The 25861-nt window shown below is 62.1% G+C and carries 24 protein-coding genes and 1 tRNA gene; 15 read left to right on the forward strand and 10 right to left on the reverse strand.

The features are described 5' to 3' along the window. The first annotated feature begins 61 nt into the window (after positions 1 to 61). On the forward strand, positions 62 to 2620 hold the full coding sequence (locus I6E60_RS11730) for an MMPL family transporter (protein WP_197180485.1): 2559 nt from the start codon (positions 62 to 64) through the stop codon (positions 2618 to 2620). Positions 2621 to 2658: 38 nt separating this feature from the next. Here I6E60_RS11730 and I6E60_RS11735 read toward each other — a convergent pair whose 3' ends face one another. After that, positions 2659 to 3528, reverse strand: coding sequence for a DMT family transporter (locus tag I6E60_RS11735; protein WP_197126382.1), 870 nt, complete (start codon positions 3526 to 3528; stop codon positions 2659 to 2661). Between the two features lie 133 nt (positions 3529 to 3661). Between I6E60_RS11735 and rsmI the strand changes: the two genes are divergently transcribed. Beyond that, positions 3662 to 4474: a 16S rRNA (cytidine(1402)-2'-O)-methyltransferase gene (gene rsmI, locus I6E60_RS11740; protein WP_197125730.1), complete on the forward strand. Its 813-nt coding sequence runs from the start codon at positions 3662 to 3664 to the stop codon at positions 4472 to 4474. A gap of 65 nt (positions 4475 to 4539) precedes the next feature. On the opposite strand, the gene I6E60_RS11745 is transcribed toward rsmI, so the two are convergent. The 4 genes from I6E60_RS11745 to I6E60_RS11760 form a co-directional block, all read right to left on the reverse strand. After that, the gene (locus I6E60_RS11745; protein ID WP_197125728.1) at positions 4540 to 4989 is read right to left on the reverse strand and encodes an SRPBCC family protein; all 450 of its coding nucleotides are present in this window, start codon (positions 4987 to 4989) and stop codon (positions 4540 to 4542) included. A gap of 79 nt (positions 4990 to 5068) precedes the next feature. Beyond that, a complete protein-coding gene (locus I6E60_RS11750; RefSeq protein WP_197180487.1) occupies positions 5069 to 7111 on the reverse strand; it encodes a fructose-specific PTS transporter subunit EIIC in 2043 nt (680 codons plus the stop codon). A gap of 38 nt (positions 7112 to 7149) precedes the next feature. Further along, the gene (locus I6E60_RS11755) at positions 7150 to 8127 is read right to left on the reverse strand and encodes a 1-phosphofructokinase family hexose kinase (RefSeq protein WP_197180489.1); all 978 of its coding nucleotides are present in this window, start codon (positions 8125 to 8127) and stop codon (positions 7150 to 7152) included. Then, positions 8124 to 8912, reverse strand: a complete 789-nt coding sequence (locus I6E60_RS11760) for a DeoR/GlpR family DNA-binding transcription regulator (RefSeq protein WP_197180491.1) — start codon at positions 8910 to 8912, stop codon at positions 8124 to 8126. The genes I6E60_RS11755 and I6E60_RS11760 overlap by 4 nt, the downstream gene beginning before the upstream one ends. A 212-nt stretch (positions 8913 to 9124) precedes the next feature. Here I6E60_RS11760 and metG point away from each other — a divergent pair, with 212 nt between their 5' ends. From metG to I6E60_RS11790, 6 genes are all read left to right on the forward strand, one after another. Further along, positions 9125 to 10705: a methionine--tRNA ligase gene (gene metG / locus I6E60_RS11765; protein ID WP_197125720.1), complete on the forward strand. Its 1581-nt coding sequence runs from the start codon at positions 9125 to 9127 to the stop codon at positions 10703 to 10705. Next, positions 10702 to 11625 carry a TatD family hydrolase gene (locus I6E60_RS11770; RefSeq protein WP_197180493.1) on the forward strand — a complete coding sequence of 308 codons (924 nt, stop codon included), beginning with the start codon at positions 10702 to 10704 and terminating at the stop codon, positions 11623 to 11625. The genes metG and I6E60_RS11770 overlap by 4 nt, the downstream gene beginning before the upstream one ends. Next, positions 11622 to 12452: a 16S rRNA (adenine(1518)-N(6)/adenine(1519)-N(6))-dimethyltransferase RsmA gene (gene rsmA, locus I6E60_RS11775; RefSeq protein WP_197180495.1), complete on the forward strand. Its 831-nt coding sequence runs from the start codon at positions 11622 to 11624 to the stop codon at positions 12450 to 12452. Before I6E60_RS11770 ends, rsmA begins: the two co-directional genes overlap by 4 nt. 43 nt (positions 12453 to 12495) lie before the next feature. Then, positions 12496 to 12723 (forward strand): 4-diphosphocytidyl-2C-methyl-D-erythritol kinase, encoded by a 228-nt coding sequence (locus I6E60_RS11780; protein ID WP_197125715.1) that lies wholly within the window; start codon positions 12496 to 12498, stop codon positions 12721 to 12723. Positions 12724 to 12820: 97 nt separating this feature from the next. Further along, the gene (locus I6E60_RS11785; RefSeq protein WP_197180497.1) at positions 12821 to 13759 is read left to right on the forward strand and encodes a 4-(cytidine 5'-diphospho)-2-C-methyl-D-erythritol kinase; all 939 of its coding nucleotides are present in this window, start codon (positions 12821 to 12823) and stop codon (positions 13757 to 13759) included. Positions 13760 to 13778: 19 nt separating this feature from the next. After that, positions 13779 to 15611, forward strand: a complete 1833-nt coding sequence (locus tag I6E60_RS11790) for an ABC-F family ATP-binding cassette domain-containing protein (RefSeq protein ID WP_197125711.1) — start codon at positions 13779 to 13781, stop codon at positions 15609 to 15611. Here I6E60_RS11790 and I6E60_RS11795 read toward each other — a convergent pair. Next, complete coding sequence (locus I6E60_RS11795) at positions 15608 to 16756, reverse strand: cell wall metabolism sensor histidine kinase WalK (protein WP_197125709.1); 1149 nt, start codon at positions 16754 to 16756, stop codon at positions 15608 to 15610. The two genes, I6E60_RS11790 and I6E60_RS11795, sit on opposite strands and share 4 nt — an antisense overlap. Beyond that, positions 16753 to 17451, reverse strand: coding sequence for a response regulator transcription factor (locus tag I6E60_RS11800; protein ID WP_197125707.1), 699 nt, complete (start codon positions 17449 to 17451; stop codon positions 16753 to 16755). Before I6E60_RS11800 ends, I6E60_RS11795 begins: the two co-directional genes overlap by 4 nt. Positions 17452 to 17613: 162 nt before the next feature. Between I6E60_RS11800 and I6E60_RS11805 the strand changes: the two genes are divergently transcribed. Next, positions 17614 to 18057 (forward strand): DM13 domain-containing protein, encoded by a 444-nt coding sequence (locus I6E60_RS11805; RefSeq protein ID WP_197125705.1) that lies wholly within the window; start codon positions 17614 to 17616, stop codon positions 18055 to 18057. Next, positions 18054 to 18557 carry a DoxX family protein gene (locus I6E60_RS11810; protein WP_197180499.1) on the forward strand — a complete coding sequence of 168 codons (504 nt, stop codon included), beginning with the start codon at positions 18054 to 18056 and terminating at the stop codon, positions 18555 to 18557. The genes I6E60_RS11805 and I6E60_RS11810 overlap by 4 nt, the downstream gene beginning before the upstream one ends. Before the next feature lie 103 nt (positions 18558 to 18660). Here I6E60_RS11810 and I6E60_RS11815 read toward each other — a convergent pair whose 3' ends face one another. Further along, positions 18661 to 19746 carry a YeiH family protein gene (locus I6E60_RS11815; protein ID WP_197125609.1) on the reverse strand — a complete coding sequence of 362 codons (1086 nt, stop codon included), beginning with the start codon at positions 19744 to 19746 and terminating at the stop codon, positions 18661 to 18663. Next, the gene (locus I6E60_RS11820; RefSeq protein WP_197107535.1) at positions 19739 to 20230 is read right to left on the reverse strand and encodes a MarR family winged helix-turn-helix transcriptional regulator; all 492 of its coding nucleotides are present in this window, start codon (positions 20228 to 20230) and stop codon (positions 19739 to 19741) included. Before I6E60_RS11820 ends, I6E60_RS11815 begins: the two co-directional genes overlap by 8 nt. A gap of 149 nt (positions 20231 to 20379) precedes the next feature. Between I6E60_RS11820 and I6E60_RS11825 the strand changes: the two genes are divergently transcribed. From I6E60_RS11825 to I6E60_RS11845, 5 genes are all read left to right on the forward strand, one after another. Further along, a tRNA-Gln gene (locus tag I6E60_RS11825) sits at positions 20380 to 20451 on the forward strand. 309 nt (positions 20452 to 20760) lie between these two features. After that, positions 20761 to 21096 (forward strand): hypothetical protein, encoded by a 336-nt coding sequence (locus tag I6E60_RS11830; RefSeq protein ID WP_197180501.1) that lies wholly within the window; start codon positions 20761 to 20763, stop codon positions 21094 to 21096. 95 nt (positions 21097 to 21191) lie between these two features. Continuing rightward, positions 21192 to 22628 (forward strand): bifunctional UDP-N-acetylglucosamine diphosphorylase/glucosamine-1-phosphate N-acetyltransferase GlmU, encoded by a 1437-nt coding sequence (gene glmU / locus I6E60_RS11835; RefSeq protein ID WP_197125697.1) that lies wholly within the window; start codon positions 21192 to 21194, stop codon positions 22626 to 22628. Between the two features lie 40 nt (positions 22629 to 22668). Beyond that, on the forward strand, positions 22669 to 23646 hold the full coding sequence (locus tag I6E60_RS11840; RefSeq protein WP_197125695.1) for a ribose-phosphate diphosphokinase: 978 nt from the start codon (positions 22669 to 22671) through the stop codon (positions 23644 to 23646). 65 nt (positions 23647 to 23711) lie between these two features. Next, on the forward strand, positions 23712 to 25415 hold the full coding sequence (locus I6E60_RS11845) for a long-chain-fatty-acid--CoA ligase (protein WP_197125693.1): 1704 nt from the start codon (positions 23712 to 23714) through the stop codon (positions 25413 to 25415). Here I6E60_RS11845 and I6E60_RS11850 read toward each other — a convergent pair. Continuing rightward, on the reverse strand, positions 25412 to 25783 hold the full coding sequence (locus tag I6E60_RS11850) for a hypothetical protein (protein WP_197125691.1): 372 nt from the start codon (positions 25781 to 25783) through the stop codon (positions 25412 to 25414). The genes I6E60_RS11845 and I6E60_RS11850 overlap by 4 nt on opposite strands. Positions 25784 to 25861 lie beyond the last annotated feature (78 nt).

The following is a 25861-nucleotide window of genomic DNA, read 5'->3' on the forward strand; positions in this document are numbered from 1 at the left end:
GCTGGTGTCTGGCCCGAAGACGTGCTCGTTTTTGTGTTCCCGACGAGAGGTTTTCTTCAGCATGGCTGAACTCCTGTACCGCCTTGGCCGCCTATCGGCTCGCCGCGCTTGGCTCTTCATCATCAGCTGGCTCGCCGTTCTCGGTCTCGCTGGCGCTGCCTTCGCGGTTTTCGGCGGCACTCTGTCGTCGACCATGACTATTCCCGGCACGGAAACTGAACGTGTTGCCGACGAACTCACCGAGCAACTCGGCGACGTTGGTGGCATTTCCGCCACGGTCGTCTTTGGTTCAGAAGATGGCAGCGCCTTCTCCGCCGAACAACAGGGCGACATCACGGATGCCCTCGCCGAGCTCACTTCGCAGAACAATGTCAGCGACGTTATCGACCCCTTCGAGACCAATGCCCAGCGCGACGATCAAGCGCAAGAAATCATGGACGGTCGCGAGCAGATCGACGCCGGCAAGCAGCAGCTAGTGGATGGCCAGGCTCAGTTGGATGCCGCAGCCACCGAACTCGAAGCCGGTCAAACTCAACTCGATGCTGCGATTGAGCAGGCTCAAGCCGCGGGCTTCTATGAGGCATCCGTCGATCAATTCGATGCCCAGCAAGCACAGATCGATGCCGGGTTGGCTGAGATCGACACCCAGCAGGCCACGATTGACGAGAACACTGCGCTGCTGGCCGAACAAGAGGAGCAACTCGGCTTCGGCGAGCGTCTCATGGATGCCGCATCCGAGATCAGCCTCGTCTCTACCGACGGTGCGACGGCTCTCGGACTCATCACCTTCGACAGCGAACTCCTCGACATTCCCGGAGACACGAAGACAGCGATTGCGGATGAGCTCGACGCGATCGACATTGACGGAGTGACGGTCGATTATTCGTCATCCATCACTACGTCGACCGATGGTCTGTTGGGCGTCGGTGAGCTTATCGGTGTTCTGTTGGCCGGCATCGTCTTGCTCGTGTTGTTCCGTTCGTTCTTGCCCGCAACGCTGCCGATCGTCTCCTCGATCATCGGTGTCGGAGTGGGTGTCGCGGGTTCGCTTGCGTTCTCCGGAGTCGTCGATATGACCTCGGTTACGCCGATCCTGGGCGTCATGCTCGGCCTTGCGGTCGGCATCGACTACACCCTGTTCATTGTGCAGCGCCACCGTCGTCAACTCGCGGCAGGAATGGACCTGCACGAGTCGATCGGGCTCGCCAACGGCACCTCCGGCAACGCGGTGTTGTTTGCCGGGTCGACAGTTCTTGTCGCCCTGCTCGCGCTCAATGTGAGCGGTATCCCATTCCTAGGCGTTATGGGCACCGTGGGCGCGGTCTGCGTTTTCATCTCTGTGCTGATCGCTGTGAGCCTCACACCAGCCCTGCTGGCATTGCTGGGCAAGCGAGTTCTTTCTCGCAAGGCCCGAGCCAATATTGGTCATGAGTCGCATACGCTCCCGCCCGCCCGCGCCATGCGCACGAGTCGCGCTGTGGTCATGCTGATCGTGGCGACGCTCGGTCTGTTGATCGTGGCCATCCCGGCGCTTTCGATGCGCCTAGGGCTCCCAGATGGTTCGTCAGAGCCCGCCGATTCGACGCAGTACCGCACCTACACGACGATCGCCGAAGAATTCGGAGCGGGCCAAAACGGTACCCTCCTGGTGACCGCCACTCTTCCCGCCCCCGTGGCGGAAGAGGATGAGCTTGAGACTCAAGCGGATCTCGCTGACCAGTTGTTGGCGGTTGACGGTGTTGTGGCTGTCGCCCCGATCGGCGTCTCGGATAGTTCGGACTACTTCGCGTTCCAAGTCATCCCTGTCGATGGGCCCTCGAGTGAATCGACGGGTGCTCTCGTTCACGAACTGCGCGACAGCTCGCCACTCGCGGGCAACATCGAGCTCGGTGTGGCTGGCTCGGCCAGCGGAAACATCGACATCTCCGAGAAACTGGCTGATGTGCTGCCGCTCTACCTCGCGGTTGTTATTGGGCTGTCGCTGATCATCCTGATTCTGGTGTTCCGTTCGCTGCTCGTGCCGGTGATCGCGACCGCGGGTTACGTGCTGTCGTTGTTGGCGGCGTTCGGTGCAATGGTCGCCGTGTACCAGTGGGGTTGGCTGGGGGCGCTCTTCGGCGTGACCGACCCTGGCCCGCTGCTGAACTTTGCCCCGATCATCATCATGGGTGTGCTGTTCGGCCTCGCCATGGACTACCAACTGTTCCTCGTCTCGGGAATGCGCGAAGCGTACATCCACGGTGTGCCGGCTAAGGCTGCCGTCATGAGCGGTCTCCGCAGTGGTCGTGCCGTCGTCACCGCCGCGGCGATCATCATGATTGCCGTCTTCGGAGGCTTCGTCTTCTCGCACCTGGCGATCGTTCGCCCGCTTGGCTTCGGTCTCGCCGTCGGTGTGCTCTTTGACGCCTTTGTCGTGCGGATGATGTTGGTTCCGGCCCTGATGCACCTGTTCGGCAAGTCGGTGTGGTGGTTGCCTCGCTGGCTTGACCGCATCCTGCCCAGTGTGGACGTCGAGGGCTCAGCCCTCGAGCGTAGCCATCCGATGCACGCTGCTGATCCGCATGACACCAGCGATGGTGCAGCGCCTGCTGCCGCAGCGCCCGAATCATCGGAGCGCTAAGAACTCACGATCGCTCCCGCTGCCCGGGGAGGCTTCCGCTACAGCGGGGTCTCTTCGGGCAGTAGTGCGTTCGGGCCCGCCCCGGGCGCACCCGGCACGCGGGATGCCGCCCGAACTGCCCCGATGGAGGCCGCGATCACGAGGGCGATTCCCGCTCCCTGCACGAGGGTGATGCTTTGCCCGAGCACGAAGAAGCCAGCCCCGGTCGCGATAGCGGGAGCCAGTGCCATGAGCACCGAGAATGCGGCAGCAGAGATGCGCCGCAACGCGATGAGTTCGAGGGCGTAGGGGATCGCTGACGAACAGATGGCGACCGCGAGGCCGCGCACCAGAATCGATGGTTCCAGCAGAGTGCTTCCGGCCTGCGAGATGCCGAAGGGGAGGCTGATGATCGCGCCGATTGCCATGGCGATCGCGAGGCCATCCAAGCCGGCAAAGACTTGACCGGTTTTGCGGGACGCCAAAATGTAGCCCGCCCATGACACGGCGGCGGCGAGCGCGAAGGCAACGCCGACGGGGTCGAGGGCGCCGACGCTGCCAAGGCTGAGTAGGGCGACCCCGGCGAAGGCGAGTACCGCCCACAGCCAGGCGCTGGCCCGGCGGGCAACGATGACGGAAAGTACGAGGGGGCCGAGAACCTCAATCGTGACGGTCGCGCCGAGGTCAACGCGCGAGAGTGCTTCGTAGAACAGCAGGTTCATGCCGCCAAGCGAAATGCCGAATATCAAGGCCATGAGCCAGGCACGCTTCGAGATGGCGCGCAGGTTGGGGCGGGCAATCGCCAGCAGAATCGCGGCCGAGAAAACGAGGCGCAGCGACACCATTCCGGCGGGGCCGACTTCGGGGAATAGCAGCACCGCTACCGAAGCGCCGACATCCTGAAAGATCAGGCCCAACACCACGAGCATGACAGCACCCAGCGGTGTTCCCCTCAAGGGCGGACGAGTCGACATAGTGCAACCCTACGACCTCAGTAGGGGTGATCTGCGCGCGAAAGAGAGCCGAATTCTGCGCTCGCAGTGCGGGTGGGAGAATGGCCGAGTGATCATTCTTGCGGCGACTCCCATCGGCAACCTTGGCGACGCGTCTCAGCGCCTCATCGAGGCCCTCACGAACGCTGAGGTGATCGCGAGCGAAGACACCCGCACGACCATCCATCTCATGCGCGCTCTCGGCATCGACAACCGGCCGCGGCTCATCCCGCTGCACGAACACAACGAGTCAGAAAAGGCCGCCGAGATCGTTGAGTTGGCTCGCGACGCCGATGTTCTCGTTCTCAGTGATGCGGGGATGCCCGCCATTAGTGATCCCGGATTCCCTCTCGTTTCAGCCGCTGCCGCTGCCGGAGTCACCGTCACTGCTCTGCCCGGACCGAGTGCAGTCCTCACCGCCCTCGCTGTCTCGGGCCTGCCGACCGACCGCTTCAGCTTCGAAGGATTTCTGCCGCGCAAGGGCCGCGTCGCCTACTTTCGCACCCTCGCTCGCGAAGAGCGCACGATGGTGTTTTTCGAGAGCCCCAACCGTTTGCCCGCGGCGCTCGCCGACCTCGCCACCGCCCTCGGCGATGACCGTCGCGCGGTAGTCTGCCGCGAGCTCACGAAAATGTATGAAGAGGTTGCTCGGGGCACCGCCGCCGAGCTCGCGGCCAAGTTCAAAGACGGAGCTCGGGGCGAAATCTGTCTCGTTGTCGAGGGTGCGCCGCCCGCGACCTCCGATCTCCCCACCGCAGTCACTTACGTGCTCGCGCTGGTCGCCGATGGTGCCCGCCTGAAAGACGCGGCAACTGAAGTGGCCGAGCAAACCGGGCTCAGCAAGCGCGAACTCTACGAAGCGGCCTTGCGCTCCAAGCCGTAACCTCGCGGATCGATCCGACGACCAACCCACCGCTGAAGCGAAGGATCGTTGTCACCGTGAGCGGTTTAGGCCGCTGACTCGCACGCAACCATCAATTCGTGGTGGTCTTGAGTGAGCGCCTTCTTTGTTGCTCCGAGGAAGATCAATCCGACCACGCTCATGAGACGTGCCCCGAAGGTGAGCGGTGTCATCGTGAAGCGGTAGTCCATCCGAGTTCCACCGTGACTCGGCGTGAATAGGTACACGCTCTGGTAGTGCATGCCGTGCGACTGCGCATCGACGGTGTACGACACATCCTGCTCACACGCGGTCACCCACATCACTTCGGTGGCTTCTTTTCCCGCAAACACGCGGGTCTCACGCCACTTTGTGCCGACAGCGAGCTGCGCAGGGCCCTCGAGTACTTCGAGGGAAAGGATGCCGCTGACTCGGGAGGGTGTGTTGTCGAGATCAGTGAAAATCTCGAAGACGCGTTCCGTCGGCGCCTCAATATGCACGCTTTCGGTGATCTTCATTGAATCTCCCTCATTCGACGCCTCGACGTGTAGCTCTCGGCGAACGAGCGGCAGCGTTGCGTAGATGAAGCCTACGACGTTATGCCGCGACGGGCACCTGCGCATCCGCGTCAGTGACAGTGCTGCTCTTGCGCACGAAGCGCTTGAGGGCGACGACGATGAGGGCGGTAACGACGGTTCCAGCGGCAATCGCGAGCAGGAACATTGGGAACGGGTTGATGGCGAAGAACACGAAAACACCACCGTGCGGTGCCTGCGAGGTGACTCCGACGGCCATGATGATTCCACCCGTAACAGCGCTACCGATGGCACTTGCGGGGATCACGCGCAGCGGGTCAGCAGCAGCAAACGGGATGGCGCCCTCCGAGATGAACGAAGCGCCGAGCAACCAGGCTGCCTTGCCGTTTTCTTTCTCGACGGGCGAGAACAGACGGCGAGCGAGCACGGTGGAGGCGAGAGCCATCGCGAGAGGTGCAACCATTCCCGATGCCATGACGGCGGCCATGATCATCCACGGTGCTTGGTTGTCGATTGCACCGGCACCGAGGCCAGCGACCGCAAAGGCGTACGCGACCTTGTTCACGGGGCCACCGAGGTCGAAGCCCATCATGGCTCCCAGAATGAGACCAAGGACGACAGCGGATGCACCGGTGAGGCCGTTGAGGAAGTTGTTCAGAGCAACGGTGAGCGACGCAATCGGTCCGCCGAGGATCAGCACCATGAGGCCGGAGGCGAAGATCGACGCCAGCAGCGGGATCACGACGACGGGCATGAGGCCGCGGAACCAGGCCGCGGTCTTGCGCTGAGCGAGCCAGTGAGCGGCAACACCGGCGAGGAGTCCACCGACGATTCCGCCGAGGAAGCCAGCACCCATGAGGCCAGCGACGGCTCCGGCGGTGAAACCGGGGGCGATGCCGGGGCGATCAGCAATCGCATAGGCGATGTAACCGGCAAGGGCGGGTACGAGGAAGCCCATTGAGGCCGCACCGATCTGGAAGGCCGCAGCACCGAGGTAGGCAGCGACTCCGCCGTCGGGCAGGTTCCACAGGCTGTTCTGAGTGACGATGTCGGCCGCGGTGTCGGTGATCAAGTAGCCACCGAGCAAGAAACCGAGGGCGATCAGCAGACCGCCACCGGCCACGAACGGAATCATGTAGCTCACACCGGTGAGCAGAGCGCGTTTCACCGTCTGCCCGAAGTGCTCGTCGGAGGTGTTGCTCGTGCTTTCGCTGGCCGCTTCGCCACCGGCGACGTGAGCAGCGTTGGGGTCGCTGGCAGCGGCAAGGGCTTCCGCGATCATCGCGTCTGGTGCATCAATGCCGCGCTTCACGGGCGACTGCACGAGAGCCTTGCCGGCGAAGCGGGCCTTGTCACGAACATCCACATCGACAGCAAAGATGACAGCGGATGCCGCAGCAATAACCGCAGGATCCAGCGGCGTTGCCCCCGACGAACCCTGAGTCTCGACGTGGAGTTCCACGCCAGCACGTTCTGCGGCGGCGGCGAGTGAATCGGCGGCCATGTAGGTGTGGGCGATGCCAGTGGGGCACGCGGTGACAGCGACGAGCACGGGGCGTGCGGCGCCGTCGGTGCCAGCTGTAGCGGTAGCGGTAGCGTCGCCAGCGCTAGTAGCGCGGCCACCGCCAGCAGCAGCAGGCGCAGCCTTCTCTTCCGGCGCTGTGGCTTGCTCCACGAGCGCAACGATGTCTTCGCGAGTTTTCGCAGCGCGCAAGCTATCAACGAACTCGGGGTTCACGAGCGAGCGGGCGAGAGCGGAGAGCACCGTGAGGTGTTCTTGGTCGGCGCCGGCGGGAGCAGCGATCAAGAAGATGAGGTCGGCGGGAGCATCCGCGGCACCAAAGTCAACGGCAGGCGTGAGGCGTGCCATCACGAGGGTTGCTTCGGTAACGGCTTCGGAACGGCAGTGAGGAATCGCGATACCGCCAGGAACTCCGGTATCGGTCAGTTGCTCACGAGCCCACGCGTCGTCAAAGAGTGACTCCGCGTTCGTGGCGCGGCCCTGCTCGGCGACGAGATTCGTCAGCGCGCGAATGACTCCTTCGCGGTCGGTGCCGAGATCGGCATCCAACAACACGAGGTCGGTGGTGATGAGGTGCGACATTGCTTTCTCCTTGTATCCAGCAGTGGGGATGCTGAGGTTTATGGTGCGGTGGGGCGGCTGAGTAGGTGCACGTCAGCGGCGGTGGGGGTGGTGTCTTCGGGGCTCGGCATGGTGCTGCCGGGCAGGGAGGCGGCGGCTGCTCCGTGCGCGACGGCCTGCGCGAGGCGTCGTTCGGGGGCAGCACCGCGCTGGTCGGCGAGAAGGTAACCGGCGAGGGAGGCGTCTCCGGCGCCGACGGTGCTCTTGGCCGCAACGGGCGGCATGGTCGCGCGCCAGGTCTCGCCGGCGGTCACGAGAAGGGCTCCGCGTGAACCGAGGGTCGCGAGAACGGCACGGCAGCCGCGGTGCACGAGCGTGAGAGCGGCGGCGGCCGCGGCATCCGGATCGTCTTCGAAAGTGTCGGGAAGACCGGTCATTTCGGCGAGCTCTTCGGCGTTGGGCTTGATGAGGTCGACGCCAATTCCAGATTTGATGAGCGCCAGCATGGGGGCGCCGGAGGAATCGACGGCGATGCGCGGGCGCGCGGCAGCAGCCGTATCGTCAGCAGCGGCAGTGCGAATGGCCTTAATGACGCGCACATAAAAGTCGTCGCTCAGGCCGGGAGGAAGCGAGCCAGCAAGAACAACCCATTCAGCGCGGCGAGCGTGCGAGACCACAAGGTCGATGAGCGCGGCATCATCGTCAGCGGTGAGCTGCGGGCCGGGCTCGTTGATCTTGGTGGTCGTGCCATCTGGCTCAGTGATCGTCACGTTGGAGCGCACGCGACCCCTGATCGGCAGTCCAGCGGTCGGCGTGTGTTCGGCGCGCAACGCCACCAACATGGGGTCGGAGTCATCTCCCGGAAGCACGGCAACCGTGTCAAGGCCCGAAGCGATGAGTGCCCGCGAGACGTTGACGCCCTTGCCGCCCGGCTGCTCGCTGCTCGAGACCGAGCGCTGTACTCCGCCGCGATCCAGAGCAGCCGCGAGTTCGATCGTGCGATCGAGGCTGGGGTTGGCCGTAACAGTGACGATCATGCGATCACCATTTCGACATCCGCGCGCTCGAGGGCACCGGTGAGGTCATCGTCGGGCGACTGCTCCGTGATGATCGTGTCGACCTCTGCGAGCGCGGCGAAGCTCATGAGCGTTTCAATGCCGAGCTTCGAACTGTCAACGAGGGCAATAGCGCGGCGCGAACCCCGCGTGAGAGCACTTTTGACGGCAGCCTCGTCGGGGTCAGGGGTGCTGAAGCCGAAGTCGGCGTGCAGGCCATTGGCGCCTACAAAAGCAATATCGGGGCGGATGCTCGCCAGCTGGTTCAGGGTTGTCGCTCCCACCGCAACGCCTGTGATGCCTCGCAGCCGACCTCCGACGACCTGAACGTCGATGTGCGGGTTCTCGCTGACAATGGCGGCAATGAAAATGGAGTGGGTGATAACCGTGAGGGAGCCTGCGGATGTCTCGGGCACCCAGCGTGCGAGCTGCTGGGCAAGACGGCTCGTGGTCGTTCCGCCATCGATACTGATCGCGCCGGTAAAGCTGGACGGAATAAGGGCCATCGCGGCCACCGCAATGCGTTCTTTCGCGTCGGCGTTGCGATCGGTGCGGGCGGCAACGCTTTCTTCTACCCGACTGATCCGTGCCGCCGAGACCGCTCCTCCGTGCACGCGGCGCAATACGCCTCGTGCTTCGAGCTGGTCGAGGTCTCGACGGACCGTTTCACTTGACACCTCGAACGTGCGAGCGAGGTCGATTACGGCGACGCGACCGGCTTCAGCAAGCTTGCCCTCTATGTGCTGTTGCCGCTCTTCTGCGTACATTCCGTGATCCCCTTTGACTATCAACGCACCCGACTGCGTTTCTGCGAGGCTACGCCTGTTAGCGGGGCAATGCAACACAAATACAGAAAAAACCACACGTTCCCACATCGAGGGGAGCGGTCATCCGACTCACGACTCGATCTCGGCCCGTCTCCGCTGCGCTCAGAGCGCGCTCGGCGTAACGGACCGACACAGGCGAATAGAATAGGGGCATGTCTGCCGGCGACTCCTTCTATATTGCGACGCCCATTTTCTATGTGAACGACGTTCCCCACATTGGGCACGCCTACACGGAGGTGGCCGCCGATGTTCTCGCGCGCTGGCACCGTCAGCGGGGTGAAGACGCCTGGTTGCTCACGGGCACCGATGAGCACGGTCAAAAGATTCTGCGCACCGCCGTCGCGAACAACACGACTCCGCAAGAGTGGGCCGACCGTCTCGTCGCCGACTCCTGGCAGCCGCTGCTCGAGACGATCGACATCGCCAACGATGACTTCATTCGCACGACCGATGAGCGCCACGAGAAGGCGGTCTCGACCTTCCTGCAGCGCCTCTATGACGACGGCCACATTTATGCCGGCGAATACGAGGGCTACTACTGCGTTGGCTGCGAAGAGTACAAGCAGCTCGACGACCTCGTCACGGCCGCCGACGGAGAATACAAAGGCCAACTGGTGTGTGCGATCCACTCGCGCCCCGTTGAAATCCTCAAAGAGAAGAACTACTTCTTCCGGATGAGTGACTTCGGGCAGAAGCTGCTCGATCTTTACGAGAGCCAGCCCGACTTCGTGCAGCCCGCGAGCGTGCGCAACGAAATCGTGCAGTTCGTGAAGCAGGGGCTCGACGACCTCTCCATTTCGCGTTCCAGCTTCGACTGGGGTGTCAAGGTTCCGTGGGATGAAACCCACGTCGTGTATGTCTGGTTCGACGCCCTGCTCAACTACGTGAGCGCCATCGGCTATGGCGTCGACGACGAGCAGTTCGCGAAACGCTGGCCTGCCGTGCAACTCGTCGGAAAAGACATCGCTCGCTTCCACGCCGTTATCTGGCCCGCCATGCTCATGGCTGCCGGCCTGCCCGTGCCCCGCGCTGTCTTCGGCCACGGCTGGTTGCTCGTCGGTGGCGAGAAGATGTCCAAGTCGAAGCTCACCGGTATTGCTCCGAGCCAAATCACCGACACGTTCGGTTCGGATGCGTTCCGTTACTACTTCATGAGCGCCATCACCTTCGGCCAAGATGGCTCCTTCAGCTGGGAAGACCTGAGTGCGCGCTACCAGTCAGAGCTGGCCAACGGCTTCGGCAACCTCGCCTCGCGTGTCATTGCGATGGTGAATAAGTACTTCGATGGTGAAATTCCGACGCTCGGTGAGCTCACGGCATCCGACGAAGCGATTATTGCTACGCAGAAGCGTGCGACCGAGCAGTCGAATGCCTTCATCGACAAATTTGCGATCAACGAAGCGCTGGCCTCGGTCTGGGAGCTCGTGGATGAACTCAACGGGTACATCACCGAGCAAGAGCCGTGGGCGCTGTCGAAAGACCCCGCCAACCGCGAGCGTCTCGGCACTGTGCTGGCCACCACCGTTAACGGTCTGGGCACTCTAGCGATTCTGTTGTCGCCGGTGCTGCCGAAGGCAACTGAAAAGCTGTGGCAGGCCATTGGTGGTGTTGGTGAACTGCGCGAGCAGCGCATCGACGATGCCACGAACTGGTCGAACACTGGTCGCGTGACCGCGCTTGAATCGTCGCTGTTCCCGCGCATTGAAGTGGATGCCGAGAGCGGCACGGCGTGACCGAACCGTTCATTAGGCAGCGTCATCGCATCGCCGACGAGAAGGCCTCTGAGAAGACGCAGTATCCGCCGCTTCCCGAGCCTCTCGAGGGCGTTGTCTACGACAATCACACGCACCTTGAGATTGCTGACGGCGGGCCCGACGGAGCGCTCGACTTCACCGAGCACCTCGCGCGCGCAGCCTCGGTCGGTGTGCGTGGCGTCGTGCAGGTTGGTACCGATGTGGCGACGAGTCGATGGTCGGCTGAGCTCGCTGCCACCAACCCTCAGGTTCTCGCCGCGGTAGCGATTCACCCGAACGATGCTCCCGAACTCGACGCAGCAGGGGAGTTGGATGCCGCGCTCGCCGTCATCGATGAACTTGCCGCGCTTCCTCGCGTGCGTGCCATCGGCGAAACGGGTCTCGACTTTTTCCGCACGGATGACGCGGGCCGCCCCGCGCAATTCCGTTCTTTTGAAGAGCACATTGCGATTGCCAAGCGGCACGGCCTGGCGCTGCAGATTCACGATCGCGACGCCCATGACGAGGTCATCGAGACGCTGCTGCGCGTCGGTGCTCCCGAACGCACCGTCTTCCACTGCTTCTCGGGCGATGCGGCGATGGCGCGCATTGCCGCCGATAACGGCTGGTTCTTGTCATTCGCGGGCACAGTCACGTTCAAGAACGCGGCAAACCTTCGCGAAGCGCTCTCGGTGATCGATCTCGACCGCATCATGGTCGAGACCGACGCCCCGTACCTCACGCCGCATCCGCTGCGCGGGCGGCCGAATGCTCCCTACCTGATGCCGTACACGGTGCGCGCAATGGCCGCTCACCTCGAGATCACCGAGCTCGAGCTTTCGGCTCAGCTGGCCGCCACCACGGAGGCCGTTTATGGCTCGTGGGACACCGAACTTCCCGAGAATGCAGGCACGCGATGAATACTTTGCTCGGTCCCGCCGAGATCCGCGATCTCGCTGATCTGCTCGGCATCCAGCCCACCAAGAAGTTGGGCCAAAACTTTGTCATTGATCCCAACACGGTGCGCCGCATTGTGAAGGCCGCGCACGTCGTCTCGGGTGAGACGGTGGTCGAGGTCGGGCCAGGGCTGGGATCACTCACGCTCGGGTTGCTCGAGACCGGGGCATCCGTCGTCGCCGTCGAAATCGATAAGCGCCTCGCCGCCCAGTTGCCGATTACGGTCAGCCAGATGCAACCGGATGCTCAGCTCACGGTCATCACCGACGACGCGTTGCGCGTCACCGAGCTGCCCGACGAACCCCGTGTTTTCGTCGCTAACCTGCCCTACAACGTGTCGGTTCCCGTGCTGCTGCACTTCTTGGAGCACTTCGATTCGCTCGACCGTGGTCTCGTCATGGTGCAGGCCGAAGTGGGCAACCGTGTCGCGGCAGGCCCCGGCAGCAAGGTTTATGGTTCGCCGAGCATCAAGGCTGCCTGGTACGGCGAGTTCTCTACGGCCGGCCTCGTGAGCCGTCAAGTGTTCTGGCCTGTGCCCAATGTCGACTCTGTGCTCGTGCGCTTCGAACGCCGCGAACAGCCCGGCTCAATAGAAGAACGCAAAGCAACGTTCGCTCTCGTGGATGCCGCCTTCCAGCAGCGTCGCAAAATGTTGCGTCAGTCGCTCTCGAGTCTGTTGGGCAGCTCGACTGCTGCCTCCGACCGTCTCATTGCGGCGGGTGTCGCGCCGACGGCTCGGGGCGAGGAGCTCACGGTGCACGATTTCCTTGCTATCGCCCGCGCTGCGTAGCGCAGCCATTCCGTTTGGTGCCGAACGACGGTAGGTTTACCTCATGTCGGAAGCAACGAACAGCGCCCCCAGTGACCGTGACGTTCTGGAAGGAACGGGGCGGCATCCCGATGAGTGGTTCGCCTTTCTCGATATGGCGGGCGCGACCAAATGGCAGCACGCCGAATTTCGCAGCTGGTTCGAAGCCAATGCCGCTCACGTGAGTACCGAGTGGGCAGAGTCGGTTACCGCGCGCTATGCGGCGGTTCGCGGACTCCACATTTCGAAGTAATTTCACCAGGGTAACGAGAGCTTCACAATTTTTGGTGGAGGCCCGTTATCCCCACCCCGCGCACAGACCGGTACGTTCCACAAGGTAAGTTTGAATCATGACTACCGTCCCGGCAGCCTCCACAATGGTTCACGCTCGTGCCCCCGGCAAGATCAATGTCTTCCTCAAGGTCGGCTCCCTGCTCGACGACGGATATCACGACGTCGCCATTGCCTATCAGGCTGTTTCGCTGTGTGAAGATGTGCGCGCTTTTCACGCCGACGACTTTTCGGTGTCGGTTACCGGCACCGTCGATCTTTCTCGTGTGCCCACCGACGGCTCCAACATCGCCATCATGGCAGCGCGGCTTCTTGCCCGTCGCACCGGCTACCGCGGTGGCGTTCGGCTTGAGATCGACAAGCATGTGCCCGTCACGGGTGGCATGGGCGGAGGCTCGGCGGATGCCGCAGCAACCCTCCTGGCGTGTGACGCGCTCTGGGGCACGAACATCTCTCGCGAAGAAATGCTCGGCCTCGCTTCTGAATTGGGCGCCGACGTGCCCTTCGCGCTCACCGGCGGAACCGCCATCGGAACGGGCCGTGGTGACCAGCTCAGCGCTGCCCTCGCCAAGGGCCAATTTCAGTGGGTGCTGGCCCTGTCAGACGAGGGGCTGTCAACGCCCGCCGTTTATACCGCTCTCGACGAGCACCGTCAGCAGTATGCGCAAGACATTTTTCCGGCCGAAGTAGCGCCCTCGGTCGACTCCGATGTTCTGCAGGCGCTGCGTGCCGGCGACCCGCACATGCTTGCCGAATGCCTCCACAATGACTTGCAGGCTCCCGCCCTCAAAATGGCGCCGTCGCTCGCCGGGGTGATCGAACTCGGTGAGAAAAACGGTGCCCTCGCTGGCGTCGTTTCGGGCTCGGGCCCCACGGTCGCGTTCCTCACCGCAGACCTCGATTCAGCCCTCGAACTGCAGATTGCGCTGAGCGCAGCGCAAATGAATGTGGTGCGAGCGACTGGTCCAGTGCACGGGGCGCGAATCATTAACGCCTAACCGCAGTAGGCTTGCCCGAATGGCACACCTTCTTGGCGCTGAGTCCCTTCATCTTGAATTTCCGACCCGCGTAATCTTTGACAATGTCACGATCGGCCTCGACGAGGGCGACCGTATCGGCATCGTCGGTCGCAACGGTGACGGCAAAACCACCCTTATGCGGATGCTCTCGGGCAAGCTCGACCCCGATGAGGGGCGAGTAACCAGGCGCAACGGCGTCACTCTCGGCATGCTCGATCAGGCCGATGAACTCGATGGCACCAAGACCGTGCACGAGACCGTCATCGGTGACATCGATGAGCACGTGTGGGCGGGCGACCCCAAGGTTCGCGACGTTATTGCCGGACTTGCTGCTGACATCCCGTGGGAAGCCAAAGTTGGCGACCTCTCCGGTGGTCAGCGCCGCCGTGTTGCTCTCGCTGCGCTGCTGATTGGCGACTGGGATGTCATCTTCTTGGATGAGCCCACTAACCACCTCGACGTCGAAGGTATCTCGTGGCTTGCGAACCATCTCAAGCGCCGCTGGGGCACTAACGCCGGTGGGTTGCTGGTCGTCACTCACGACCGGTGGTTCCTCGATGAGATTTGTACCGCAACGTGGGAGGTGCACGATCGTCTGATTGAGCCCTTTGAGGGCGGCTATGCGGCCTACATTCTGCAGCGTGTTGAGCGTGACCGCATGGCAGCCGCCTCCGAGTCGAAGCGTCAGAACCTCATGCGCAAAGAGTTGGCGTGGTTGCGCCGCGGTGCTCCCGCGCGCACAACGAAGCCGAAGTTCCGTATTGATGCGGCGAATGACTTGATCGAAAACGAGCCGCCCGCCCGCGATAGCGTTTCGCTGTCGTCGATGGCAATGCAGCGTCTCGGCAAGGATGTTGTTGACCTCGAAGACGTTACGGTCACCTATCAGGTCACGGATCCTGCCTCCGGAGCCTCGGGCGAGAAGACCGTGCTGAAGGATGTCACGTGGCGCATCGCTCCTGGTGAGCGCACCGGCATCCTCGGCGTCAACGGCGCCGGAAAGTCGACGCTGTTGTCGCTCGTCTCGGGAACCCTGTTGCCCACCAAGGGCCGCGTCAAGCGCGGTAAGACCATCAAGGTCGCCACCCTCACCCAGCAGCTTGCCGAGCTCGAAGACATTTGGAACGAGCGTGTCAGCACGGTCATTGGTCGCCACAAGAGCACCTATGTCACGGGCGGCAAAGAAATGACGCCGACCCAGATGCTGGAGCGCGTTGGTTTCACAAGCACGCAGCTCTCCACCCCGGTGAAAGACCTCTCGGGTGGGCAGAAGCGTCGCCTGCAGTTGCTGCTCATTTTGCTTTCGGAGCCGAACGTTCTGATTCTGGATGAGCCCACTAACGACCTCGACACCGACATGCTTGCGGCCATCGAAGACCTCCTCGACACCTACCCGGGAACGCTGCTGGTTGTCAGCCACGACCGGTACTTGCTCGAGCGCGTCACCGACCAGCAGTATGCCGTGATGGAGGGCAGCTTCCGCCACCTGCCGCGCGGTGTTGACCAGTACCTCGAATTGCGCACGCAGCAGCTCAAGGGCTCCACGGGCGCTAGCGGCGCTGCCGCTGGTGCTCCGGATGCCACGGCCGCCAAAGCGAAGCCCAAGTTGGGCGGTGCTGAACTGCGCAACTCGCAAAAGGAGCACGCTGCTGCCGGTCGCAAGATCGCCAAGCTGCAGGGGCAGATCGCTGAACTTCACCAGCGCATGGCCGCTCATGACCAGTCAGACTTTGCTGGTTTGGGTGCCCTCGTCGGCGAGCAACAGGCGCTGCAAGAGGCGCTCGACACTGTCGAGACCCGCTGGCTCGAACTCGACGAACTACTCTCTTAGCGAGCTGCCACACCGATCGGTAGCGCGACGTTGAGGCGGAACCCCTCGGGGCCGTTCTCGGCGTTCACGCCGCCACCGTGTGCTTCCACGATGCCGCGCACAATCGCGAGCCCGAGTCCTGCACCGCCTGATCCGCTCGACTCCTGATCGGGAGTGCGGGCTTCGGTGGCACGCCAGCCGATCTCAAACATGTGGCTGAGGTCTTCGCTGGCCACACCGCTGCCCTGATCGAGCACCGAAAGCACGAGGCTCGTATCGTCGCGCTGGTCGGCACTCACCAGAATTTGCGAATCGGCGGGCGCATAGCGGATGCTGTTGGTGAGCAGATTCACCACGACGCGAGTGAGCTCGTGGGGGTCGGCCCAGAGCATCCGCCCCTCCACACCGGCATGGCTGATCTGGATGCCGCGGGCCGCAGCCAGCTGGCTGACGTCGGCAACGGCATCCGACACAATATCGAGCAGCTCAACGTTCTCGGGGCGGAGCTTGAGGGTGCCGCTCTGGATGAGCGAGAGCTCAAAGAGATCATCCACGAGCCGGTTCATCGTGCCAACTTGGGCGCGAATCTGGCGCAGGTAGTCGCTCGGGTCATCAACCGCGCCCGCATCCAAGGCTTCGGCGAGAGCGCTGATGCCGGTGAGGGGAGTGCGGAGGTCGTGCGAGATCCAGGCGAAGAATTGGCGGCGCGACGCATCGAGGCGAGCGATTTCCTCACGGGCGGCAGCGAGGCGTTCGGACGCTGCCGACAACTGCACCGATACTTCAGCGACCTCTTTCCAGGTGTTGGTATTGGCGGTCACAACAGCGCCAGCACCAACTTGAGCGACGCTGTGGCGCAGTTTTGTGAACTCCCGACGAACGGCCCGTCCGCTCACGAGGGCCGCGATAAGACTCATGAGGGTGGAGATTCCGACGACCCAGAGCACAACCTGCAGATCGTGGGCCGAGAGATACATTTGGGCGGTCACCACCACGGTCGTGAGCGCGATCGACACGATCGCTGCGCTCACCACAATGGTGAACTGGAATGCAATCGAGCGACGGCGGCCGAGGCGCAGCACGAGCGTTGCCATCAGCATCACAAAGGCCGTGCAGGCGGCAGCAATGGCGAGAATGAAGAGCAGCTCGCTGGAGTTGAGGATCATGCGGCATCCTTCACAGTGAAGCGGTACCCCTTGCCCCACTCCGTGAGGAGGTAGCGGGGAAATCGCGGTTCGGGTTCAATCTTTTCGCGCAGGCGGCGAACGTGCACCGTGACGGTGGATGCCTCGCCAAAGCTCCAGCCCCAGACCTCGCGCAAAATATCGTCGCGGCTCAGCACGCGTTCGGGGTTCTGCAACAGAAAGAGAAAGAGCTCGTATTCGCGGGTGGTCAACGTCATTTCGTGGCCGTCGAGCAAGATCTTGCGATGCGCTGGATCAACCCGAAACTGCCCGAGGGCGAACGGTTCGGATGACACGTGCGAGCTGCGCGTACGACGCACCATCGCGTCCACCCGCAGCTGCAATTCGCGCAGCGAGAAGGGTTTTGCGATGTAGTCGTCAGCACCGTGTTCGAGACCATCGATGCGTTCTTCAACGGCATCCAGAGCAGTCAGCATGATGATGGGCAGTTGCGGGGATGCCGCACGCGCTTGGCGGCATAGTTCGTCGCCGCCGACACCGGGCAGCATCCGATCGAGGATGAGCACATCGGGCAATGGCCCGCGCAGGGCATCGCGGGCTTGGAGGCCATCGCTAATGCCGGTAACGGAATATCCACGTGCGCGCAGAAATTCGGTGACGACCGAGAGCACGGTGGCGTCGTCCTCGACGATCGTGACGCTCGGCTGTTTGTCCATAACCCCAGCCTAGATTGAGCGGTTGTGGCATAACGGGTTTCAATTCTTACGCTCTTGAAACATTCGTCAGTTTCAGGGACACCGCGACTTAGGTTCGTAACCGTCAGCAGGGTGTAGACCGGCTGGCTTCCTCCATAAACACACGAACTTAGGAACTCCCTCATGAGAAAAACAGCTATTTCAGCCGCAGCCATTCTCGCTCTCTCCCTCATGCTCAGTGCCTGCAGCGGTGCAGCCACCGACACATCGAGCAGTGAGTCCGCAGCCCCGGAGTCGTCCGAGACTGAGACTGAGATGATGCACGAAGAGGTCACAGGAACCTTCGAGGGCGCTGGCGAACACTCCGTCGAAGGAACCGTCACTGTCAGCGACATTGAGATCGTACTCTCGGGCTATTCCTCTGATGAGGGCCCCGACCTCAACATCTATCTCACGAACGGCAACGACGAGGATGCCGTAGCAGCCGGCATGCAGATCGACTCCGTCGTGTTCGACGAAGCCAGCCAGACCTTCACCTTCGACGCCATGGATATCTCCGGCTACGACACCGTCGTCATCTATTGCGACAAGGTCAAGGCAATCTTCGGATCAGCATCGCTCTCATGATGAATCGTGCGCTTTCCCTCGTCGCTTCCGTGATCACGGGAGCGGCGAGGGTGGGCCTCGGCATCCTGTGGTTGAACGAAGGTCTCTTCAAAATCAAGGCAGGATTCGACGGAGCCGACATCGGCCTTGTCGTTCAAAGCACAGCATCCAACAATCGGGTGGCAGATGGCTTCGAGGCGTTTACCGCTACTTTCCTCGGTGGCGCCCCCGGCTTCTTCGGCTGGGCTATCCCCGCTCTCGAAGTCGGGCTGGGAATCGCGCTGATCTTGGGCGTGCTGACCTTCCCCGCCGTCCTTATGAGCGCAGTGACGCTTCTGTCGTACTGGTCAGCCGATCAGCTGATCGAGGAGTACCCGATCATGCTGGCCCTCTCGGTCGTTGTTGCGGCGTTCGTGGTCAGTGCTTCACGACTGTCGGTGACGACCATCATCGAAAAGCTGGTTCTTCGAAAGAAGCCAGAATCTCGTTGGTTCGCAGCACCCGTTCGTCGCTGGCTCTAGTCGACATCGACGATCCACGAGATATCGCTCACGGCCCGTTGCTCGCATTGTGCGAGTTACGGGCCGTTTCGCGTGCAGTCAGCAGAGCGTGCAGGCAGCAGATCTAGCCGAGGGCCGCGACTCCTGCGGCACGGGCGATCTCGACAGCACCGAGGGAGATAAGCGCGATGAACGCCCACGAGACGAGGGCGACAACGAGCGAACGGCCACCGGTGCGGATGAGGTTGCCAATACTGATAGCGGCACCGAGCCCGAAGAGAGCCATGCCGAGCAGGAGCTCTTGTCCGTAGGACGCAATCTCAAGAAAGCTGTCTGAGAGCGGAACGAAGGTGCGCACCAGCACAGCAGCGAGGAATCCGACCACGAAGAGCGGCAGGATCGCGGGGCGCTTCGCTGGCTTCACATCGACAGACTCTGCTTCCAGAGTGCCCGCCGCATCGGCGGCGGCCGCGGCCTTGCGATCGCCGCGAGCAACAACAATCCCGGCAAGCGCAACCATCGGCGCCAGCATTGCGACGCGAGTGAGCTTCACGACGACAGCAACGGCGAGGGCTGTTGCGCCTGCGATTTGGGCTGTGGCGACAACCTGGCCCACATCGTGCACACTCGCTCCCACCCACATCCCGAACTCGGCGGTATCCAGACCGATCAGCGGGCGTAGCGCGGGCAGCAGCGCGATGGCGAGGGTTCCGCACAGGGTGACAAGGGCTACCGGAGTAGCGGTGTCAGATTCTTTGGCGCGAGTCATACCGGCCATTGCGCCAACGGCGGAGGCGCCACAGATGGAAAACCCGGCCGCAATCATCAACGGCTGCTGACCGGGGAGGCGCAGCATCCTTCCCAAGCCCCAGGTGAAGAAGAAGGTGATGACAACGATCGCCACAATCATGCCGAGCACCAACCAGCCGAGCTCAGCAATGCTCACAAGGCTCAGTTTGAACCCCAACAGCACCACACCGATGCGAAGCAGACGACGGGCCGCAATGGTGAGGCCTGGCTTCATCTCCGCGCGTACGGAGTTGCGCCAGGGCAGTGCGGTGAACACGATGCCGAGCACGACACACGCCGTGAGCGTGGGGATCGCCGGCACAAGAAAACTGATCAGTAGTGCGAGCCCGAATGCCCCTAGTGCCAACCCCAGTCCGGGAATGTTGCGTCGGAATGCGGTTTGCGTAGGGGTGCTATTCACCGTCGAGGCTCAACTTTCTGAGCAGTCCGCTCAATCGTTCTTGTTCCGCGGGAGACATGCGCGCCAGCAAGGCTGTTTCGTCGTGAACCAAGGAAGTAATGGCGCCATCAACACTTTCGCGACCGCTCGCCGTCATTCTCACAATCACACCACGACCATCATTGGGGTCGGTACGACGTTGAACGAGACCGCGCGAGACCATACGATCAATGCGATTTGTCATGGTTCCGCTCGACACCATCGTCTGCTGCACGAGAGCGGTGGGGCTCAATTGGTACGGGGCGCCGGCTTTGCGCAGCGCCGACAACACATCAAACTCCCACGGCTCTACGCCCGCCACAGCGAACGCCGAGCGACGGGCGCGCTCCAAGTGCTTGGCGAGGCGACCAACCCGGCTGAGAACATGCAGCGGCGCAAAGTCGAGATCAGGACGCTCGCGGGACCACGCTTCGACAATTCGGTCGACTTCGTCGCGTTGGGGCATCCGGTCATTATCCCAGTTTCACGACACGGATGTGTGCAGCCAAGCCGTCGGGATGGCCCCCAAAACCGTGTGCGAAACCTCCGAATCGGGCTAGGTGCACGACAGAGGGCCAATGACATGGCAGAATTGGTTAGCGCCTTCGGGTGCGGTCCGCTTTGGTGTAATGGCAGCACGGCAGCCTTTGGAGCTGTCCAGTCTAGGTTCGAATCCTAGAGGCGGAGCTGTAAGAGGTTCTGAAAACCCAAGCGTTCTTATTGTCGAAACCCTTTTAGAGGGATTTCAGGGCAAAGAAAAAGCCGGAACCCGACGTAGCGTCGAGGTTCCGGCTTTTTGCTTTCTCAGACTGGTCCGGCCTTTGGCGCTTGTCCGGTCGAGGACCGTGTATTCGGCTGCTTCAGAGCTTGCGTTTGGGGTGTTGCGCGACCTGCGCTGAACCCTAAGTTGGGGACTAGCTGATGTCTGATTGCCGCTGTAATCTCTGGATGATTCCTGACTCGCTCACCGCTTAAATCCGAGAGGCTTTGCCGCCAATGTATCGCCGCTCTGCAGTTGTCCTAGTCGTGGCTGTGCTCGCGCTCGCGGGATGTTCGTCCTATTTCGACAGCCAAGACGACGATCAATCGTCTCAAGAGCTGCTTCACGCCGAAGCCGAAAACTCCGCAGATCAACAAGCCGCCGAAAGCGAAGCGAGCGGGGGATGGCTCTGTATCTCGGACCCGACTTATAACGACGACTGGCACGACGACTATGTCTGTTCAAACGGCACAAGCATTGATCGTCCTTACCTGATTCCGGATGATCCGTTCGTGGAATCGGAGGAGCTCGCCGCCGCGGCTGCTGCCTACGAGGACAGTTTGAACCGCTAACCATACGAACTACGAGGATCTCCCGCTTTTTCCTTGTTCTTCCTGAGCTCCGGGTGCGCGTTCTGAGCGCCGCTCATTCAGGGCAGAATAGGTCTATGACCGAACACAAACTCGCCGTCATTGTTCTTGCCGCCGGCCAAGGCACCCGCATGAAGTCCGCTAAGCCCAAAGTGTTGCACCGCCTTGCCGGTCGCGAACTCATTGGGCACGTTGTGGCTGTCGCTCGTGAGCTGAACCCTGAGCACGTGATTGCCGTCGTGCGCCACCAGCGCGACGAAGTGGTGGCGAGCCTCACCGAGCTCATGCCCGACATCCTGATCGTTGATCAAGACGATGTCGCCGGCACTGGTCGTGCCGTTGAGGTCGCTGTCGATTCTTTGCCTGCCGACTTCGACGGGGATGTCGTTGTCGTCAGCGGTGACGTACCGCTTCTCGATTCGGCCACCCTCGCGGCGCTGCTCGAGCAGCACCGCGCACAGTCTGCCGCAGCTACCGTGCTGTCCGCGATTCTCGATGACGCCACCGGCTATGGCCGCGTAGTGCGTGATGCTCAGGGCGGCCTCGATCGCATTGTGGAGCAGAAAGATGCGAACGCTGACGAGCTTTCGATCACTGAGATCAACTCGGGCACGTATGCGTTCCGGGTCGGCCCGCTGCGCGAGCAACTCGTGCGTCTCACGACCGACAACGCCCAGGCGGAAAAGTACATCACCGATGTTGTCGGTCTACTGCGGGGCGTCGGCGCCACGGTTGCCGCAATGCCCGTAACCGCCGGCTGGATGGTCGCCGGGGTCAACGACCGCGTGCAACTGGCCGAGGCCGCTCGCCGCATGAACGAGCTCATTGTGCAGAAATGGCAACGTGCGGGCGTGACGATCGAAGACCCCGCCACGACCTGGATCGATGCGGATGTCACGCTCAACCCCGACGTCGAAATTCTGCCCGGCACCCAACTCAAGGGCGCAACGCTCGTTCAATCCGGCGCCATTATTGGCCCAGACACGACGCTCGTTGACTGTGAGGTTGGCGAGAATGCTGTCGTGAAGCGCACGGATGCCACCCTCAGCGTGATCGGAGCAAACGCCTCCGTTGGCCCGTTTGCTTACCTTCGCCCCAACACCAAGCTGGGCGTCGGCGGCAAGATCGGAACCTTCGTAGAGACCAAGAACTCCACGATTGGTGAGGGAAGCAAGGTGCCTCACCTCAGCTACATCGGTGACACCGAAGTGGGCGTTCAGTCCAATGTTGGTGCCGGAACAATCACGGCAAATTACGACGGAGTGAACAAGAGCCGCACGGTAGTTGGCTCCCACGTGAGAACTGGGTCGCACAACGTCTTCGTTGCTCCGGTTAGAATTGCTGATGGAGCGTATACCGGAGCCGGGTCGGTCATCCGAAAAGATGTACCGGCGGGGTCTCTGGCAATCAACGTCGCTCCGCAGCGCAATATCAGTGGCTGGGTTGAAACCAATCGGGCGGGTACTGCAGCGGCTCAGGCAGCTGCCGCAGCACACGACGATAACGACGCCTGACCGAAGTACGCCGTAACCGCGGCAGAGAGCGAGTCCCCACGTGGCCAGCATAAAAATCTCCGGTCAGAAGCGACTCGTACTCGTCTCCGGTCGAGCTCACCCCCAGCTTGCGCTCGACATTGCTGAAGAGCTCGGCAGCGATCTGGTTCCCACCGATGCCCGCACCTTTGCGAACGGCGAAATCTACGCCCGCTACGACGAAAGTGTTCGTGGCTGCGATGCGTTCGTCATCCAGTCGCACACCGAGCCCATCAACGAGTGGCTCATGGAACAGCTGATCATGGTGGATGCCCTCAAGCGCGCTTCTGCCAAGCGCATCACCGTCGTCTCGCCTTTCTATCCCTACGCCCGTCAAGACAAGAAGGGCCGCGGTCGCGAGCCGATCAGCGCTCGACTGATTGCGGACCTCTACAAGGCTGCCGGCGCCGATCGCATCATGAGCGTTGACCTTCACGCCGCTCAGATCCAGGGCTTCTTCGACGGCCCCGTCGACCACCTTTTCGCTATGCCCGTGTTGCTTGAGCACTTCCAGAAGCTGCTCGATCCCTCCACCCTCACCGTGGTGAGCCCCGACATGGGCCGCGTGCGCGTTGCCGATATCTGGAGCGACAAGCTCGGCGCACCGCTGGCGATCATCCACAAGCGCCGCGACCCCCTCGTGCCCAACAAGGTCACCGTTCACGACATCGTCGGTGATGTTGATGGTCGCGTGTGCCTGCTCGTTGACGACATGATCGACACCGGGGGAACCATCGTGAAGGCAGCCGAAGCGCTCAAGCGTGCGGGTGCCCTCAAGGTTGTTGTTGCCGCAACCCACGCCATCTTCTCCGACCCCGCTCCCACCATTCTGCAGAGCGAGTTCATCGACTCCGTGGTTGTCACCGACACGTTGCCGGTGCCGGAACACAAGCGGTTCCCCACGCTCACGATTCTGCCGATCGCCCCGTTGCTGGCCCGCGCCATCCACGAAGTCTTCGATGACGGATCGGTCACCTCGATGTTCGACGGTGCTGCCTAAGCAATCCCAGCATTTGGCCTGTGCACATGTTTTTTGAGTGCGCCTCACAGGCATACAGTTAACGTATGACTGCGTTGTCCGACCGCCCCTGGCTTACGAGCTATGCCGACGGTGTACCCCAAGAAATTCCGCTCCCCGACGGATCACTTTACGATCTGGTCGAGGCCACTATCGCTGAGTACCCACGCAGCGTCGCGCTGGAATTTTTTGGTAAAGAAACGACCTACGAAGAACTTGGCGATCAGATCGACCGCGCTGCGGAAGGCCTTCGCCTCCTCGGCGTGCAGAAGGGCGACCGGGTTGCTCTCGTGCTGCCCAACTGCCCCCAACACGTTGCTGCGTTCTATGCGGTATTGCGTCTCGGCGCGATCGTCGTCGAGCACAACCCGCTCTACACCGCGCGTGAACTTCGTCACCAGTTCGAAGATCACGGTGCCCGCGTCGTTATCGCTTGGAACAATGCGGTAGAAACTCTGCAAGATTTTCCGGATGACCTCGCGCTCGAGACCATCATTTCGGTCGATGTTCCCCGAGCGATGCGCCTCACGACTCGCGCGCTGCTGCGACTGCCGATCGCGAAAGCGCGAGAATCACGCGCTGCGCTCACCACGAACGTGCGTGGAACGATCACGTGGCACGATCTGCTCAAGTCCGACCCGATCGACGCGCACATCGTGCGTCCCGTGTCAGACGACCTCGCGCTCATCCAATACACGAGTGGCACGACTGGCTTCCCTAAGGGCGCCATGCTCACGCACCTCAACCTGCTTACCAATGCTGCGCAGGCCCGTGCTTGGGTGCCGGCAGTGCCGCGGGGAACCTCCGTCGTTTATGCGGTGTTACCGATGTTCCACGCCTACGGACTCACGCTTTGCTTGACGTTTACGACGAGCATCGGTGCGCGGCTCGTTCTGTTCCCTAAATTTGATCCTGACCTTGTGCTTGCGGTCGTGAAAAAGCGTCCCGCGACGTTCTTCCCCGCCGTCCCGCCGATTTACGCGCGACTCACTGCCGCAGCAGACGCTGCCGGTGTCTCGCTCAAAGGTATTGAGGTCGCCATTTCTGGTGCGATGCCGCTGTCAGCCACCGTCGTCGAGCCGTGGGAAGAACGCACCGGCGGCACGCTGGTTGAGGGCTACGGCCTCTCGGAGACCAGCCCGATCCTTATCGCCAACCCCGTCGGTCCCACACGACGCGCTGGCACCGTCGGATTGCCTTTGCCCAACACCGAAATCCGTGTCGTCGATCCAGATAACCCCACCGTTGATCGCGCGCTGGGGGAGGAGGGTGAGCTCATCGTTCGCGGCCCACAGGTGTTCTCCGGTTACTGGGGCAAGCCTGACGAGACCGCTGAAGTCTTCACGCCTGCGATCGACGACGGCAAAGACTGGTTCCGCACCGGCGATATCGTCACGGTGGATGCCGATGGTTTCGTCACCATCGTTGACCGCATCAAAGAGCTCATCATCACGGGTGGATTCAATGTTGCACCGAGCGAGGTCGAAGAAGCGCTGCGCCGTCATCCGTCGATCGCGGATGCTGCCGTAGTGGGGCTCCCGAGCACGCACAGCGGTGAAGATGTTGCTGCGGCCGTCGTTCTCGCTCAGGGCGCAAGCCTTGACCAAGAGGCCGTGCGCAGCTTCCTGCGCGAGCATCTTTCGGCCTACAAGGTTCCCAAAACCATTGTGAGCGTCGACGATCTTCCGCGGTCCCTCATTGGCAAGGTATTGCGTCGTCAGGTTCGCGACGAACTCCTCGCCGACCGTTAGGTGTTATCGGCCGGGTTTGTCGGAATAACGGCAGGCCCGGGGATCAGGCCAAGCGAACGAAGCAAGGTTTCGCCTCCGTTGAACGCGATTGCGTAGCATTTCCAGCCGGGATCGCCATCGCCCGTGAGCTCGAAGCGCACTGAGTACGACACCGCTTGGGGCGCCAGATATTGCACGTAGGTCGCGCACGTGCGATTGGCTGTGTTGTCGGCAGTAGCGGCAGCAGACACGATGCCCGGAACCACGAGCCCGATAAGTCCTAAGACGACAACAACACGCATCACCCACACGAACGTGCGCGAGCGCAACGGTCGTTCGTTGTGCGGCTCGTAACCGTCGAGCTCGGGGTGCTCATCAGAGGTGCTCATCGTTGGCCATTCTGTCACTTGCAGGTGGTGACGACGCTACTGTCGCCGAGTTAAGACACGAATGGCGGCGAACCCAAG

Origin of the sequence: Salinibacterium sp. SWN167, from assembly GCF_015864665.1 — a bacterium.
Lineage (GTDB): Bacteria > Actinomycetota > Actinomycetes > Actinomycetales > Microbacteriaceae > Rhodoglobus.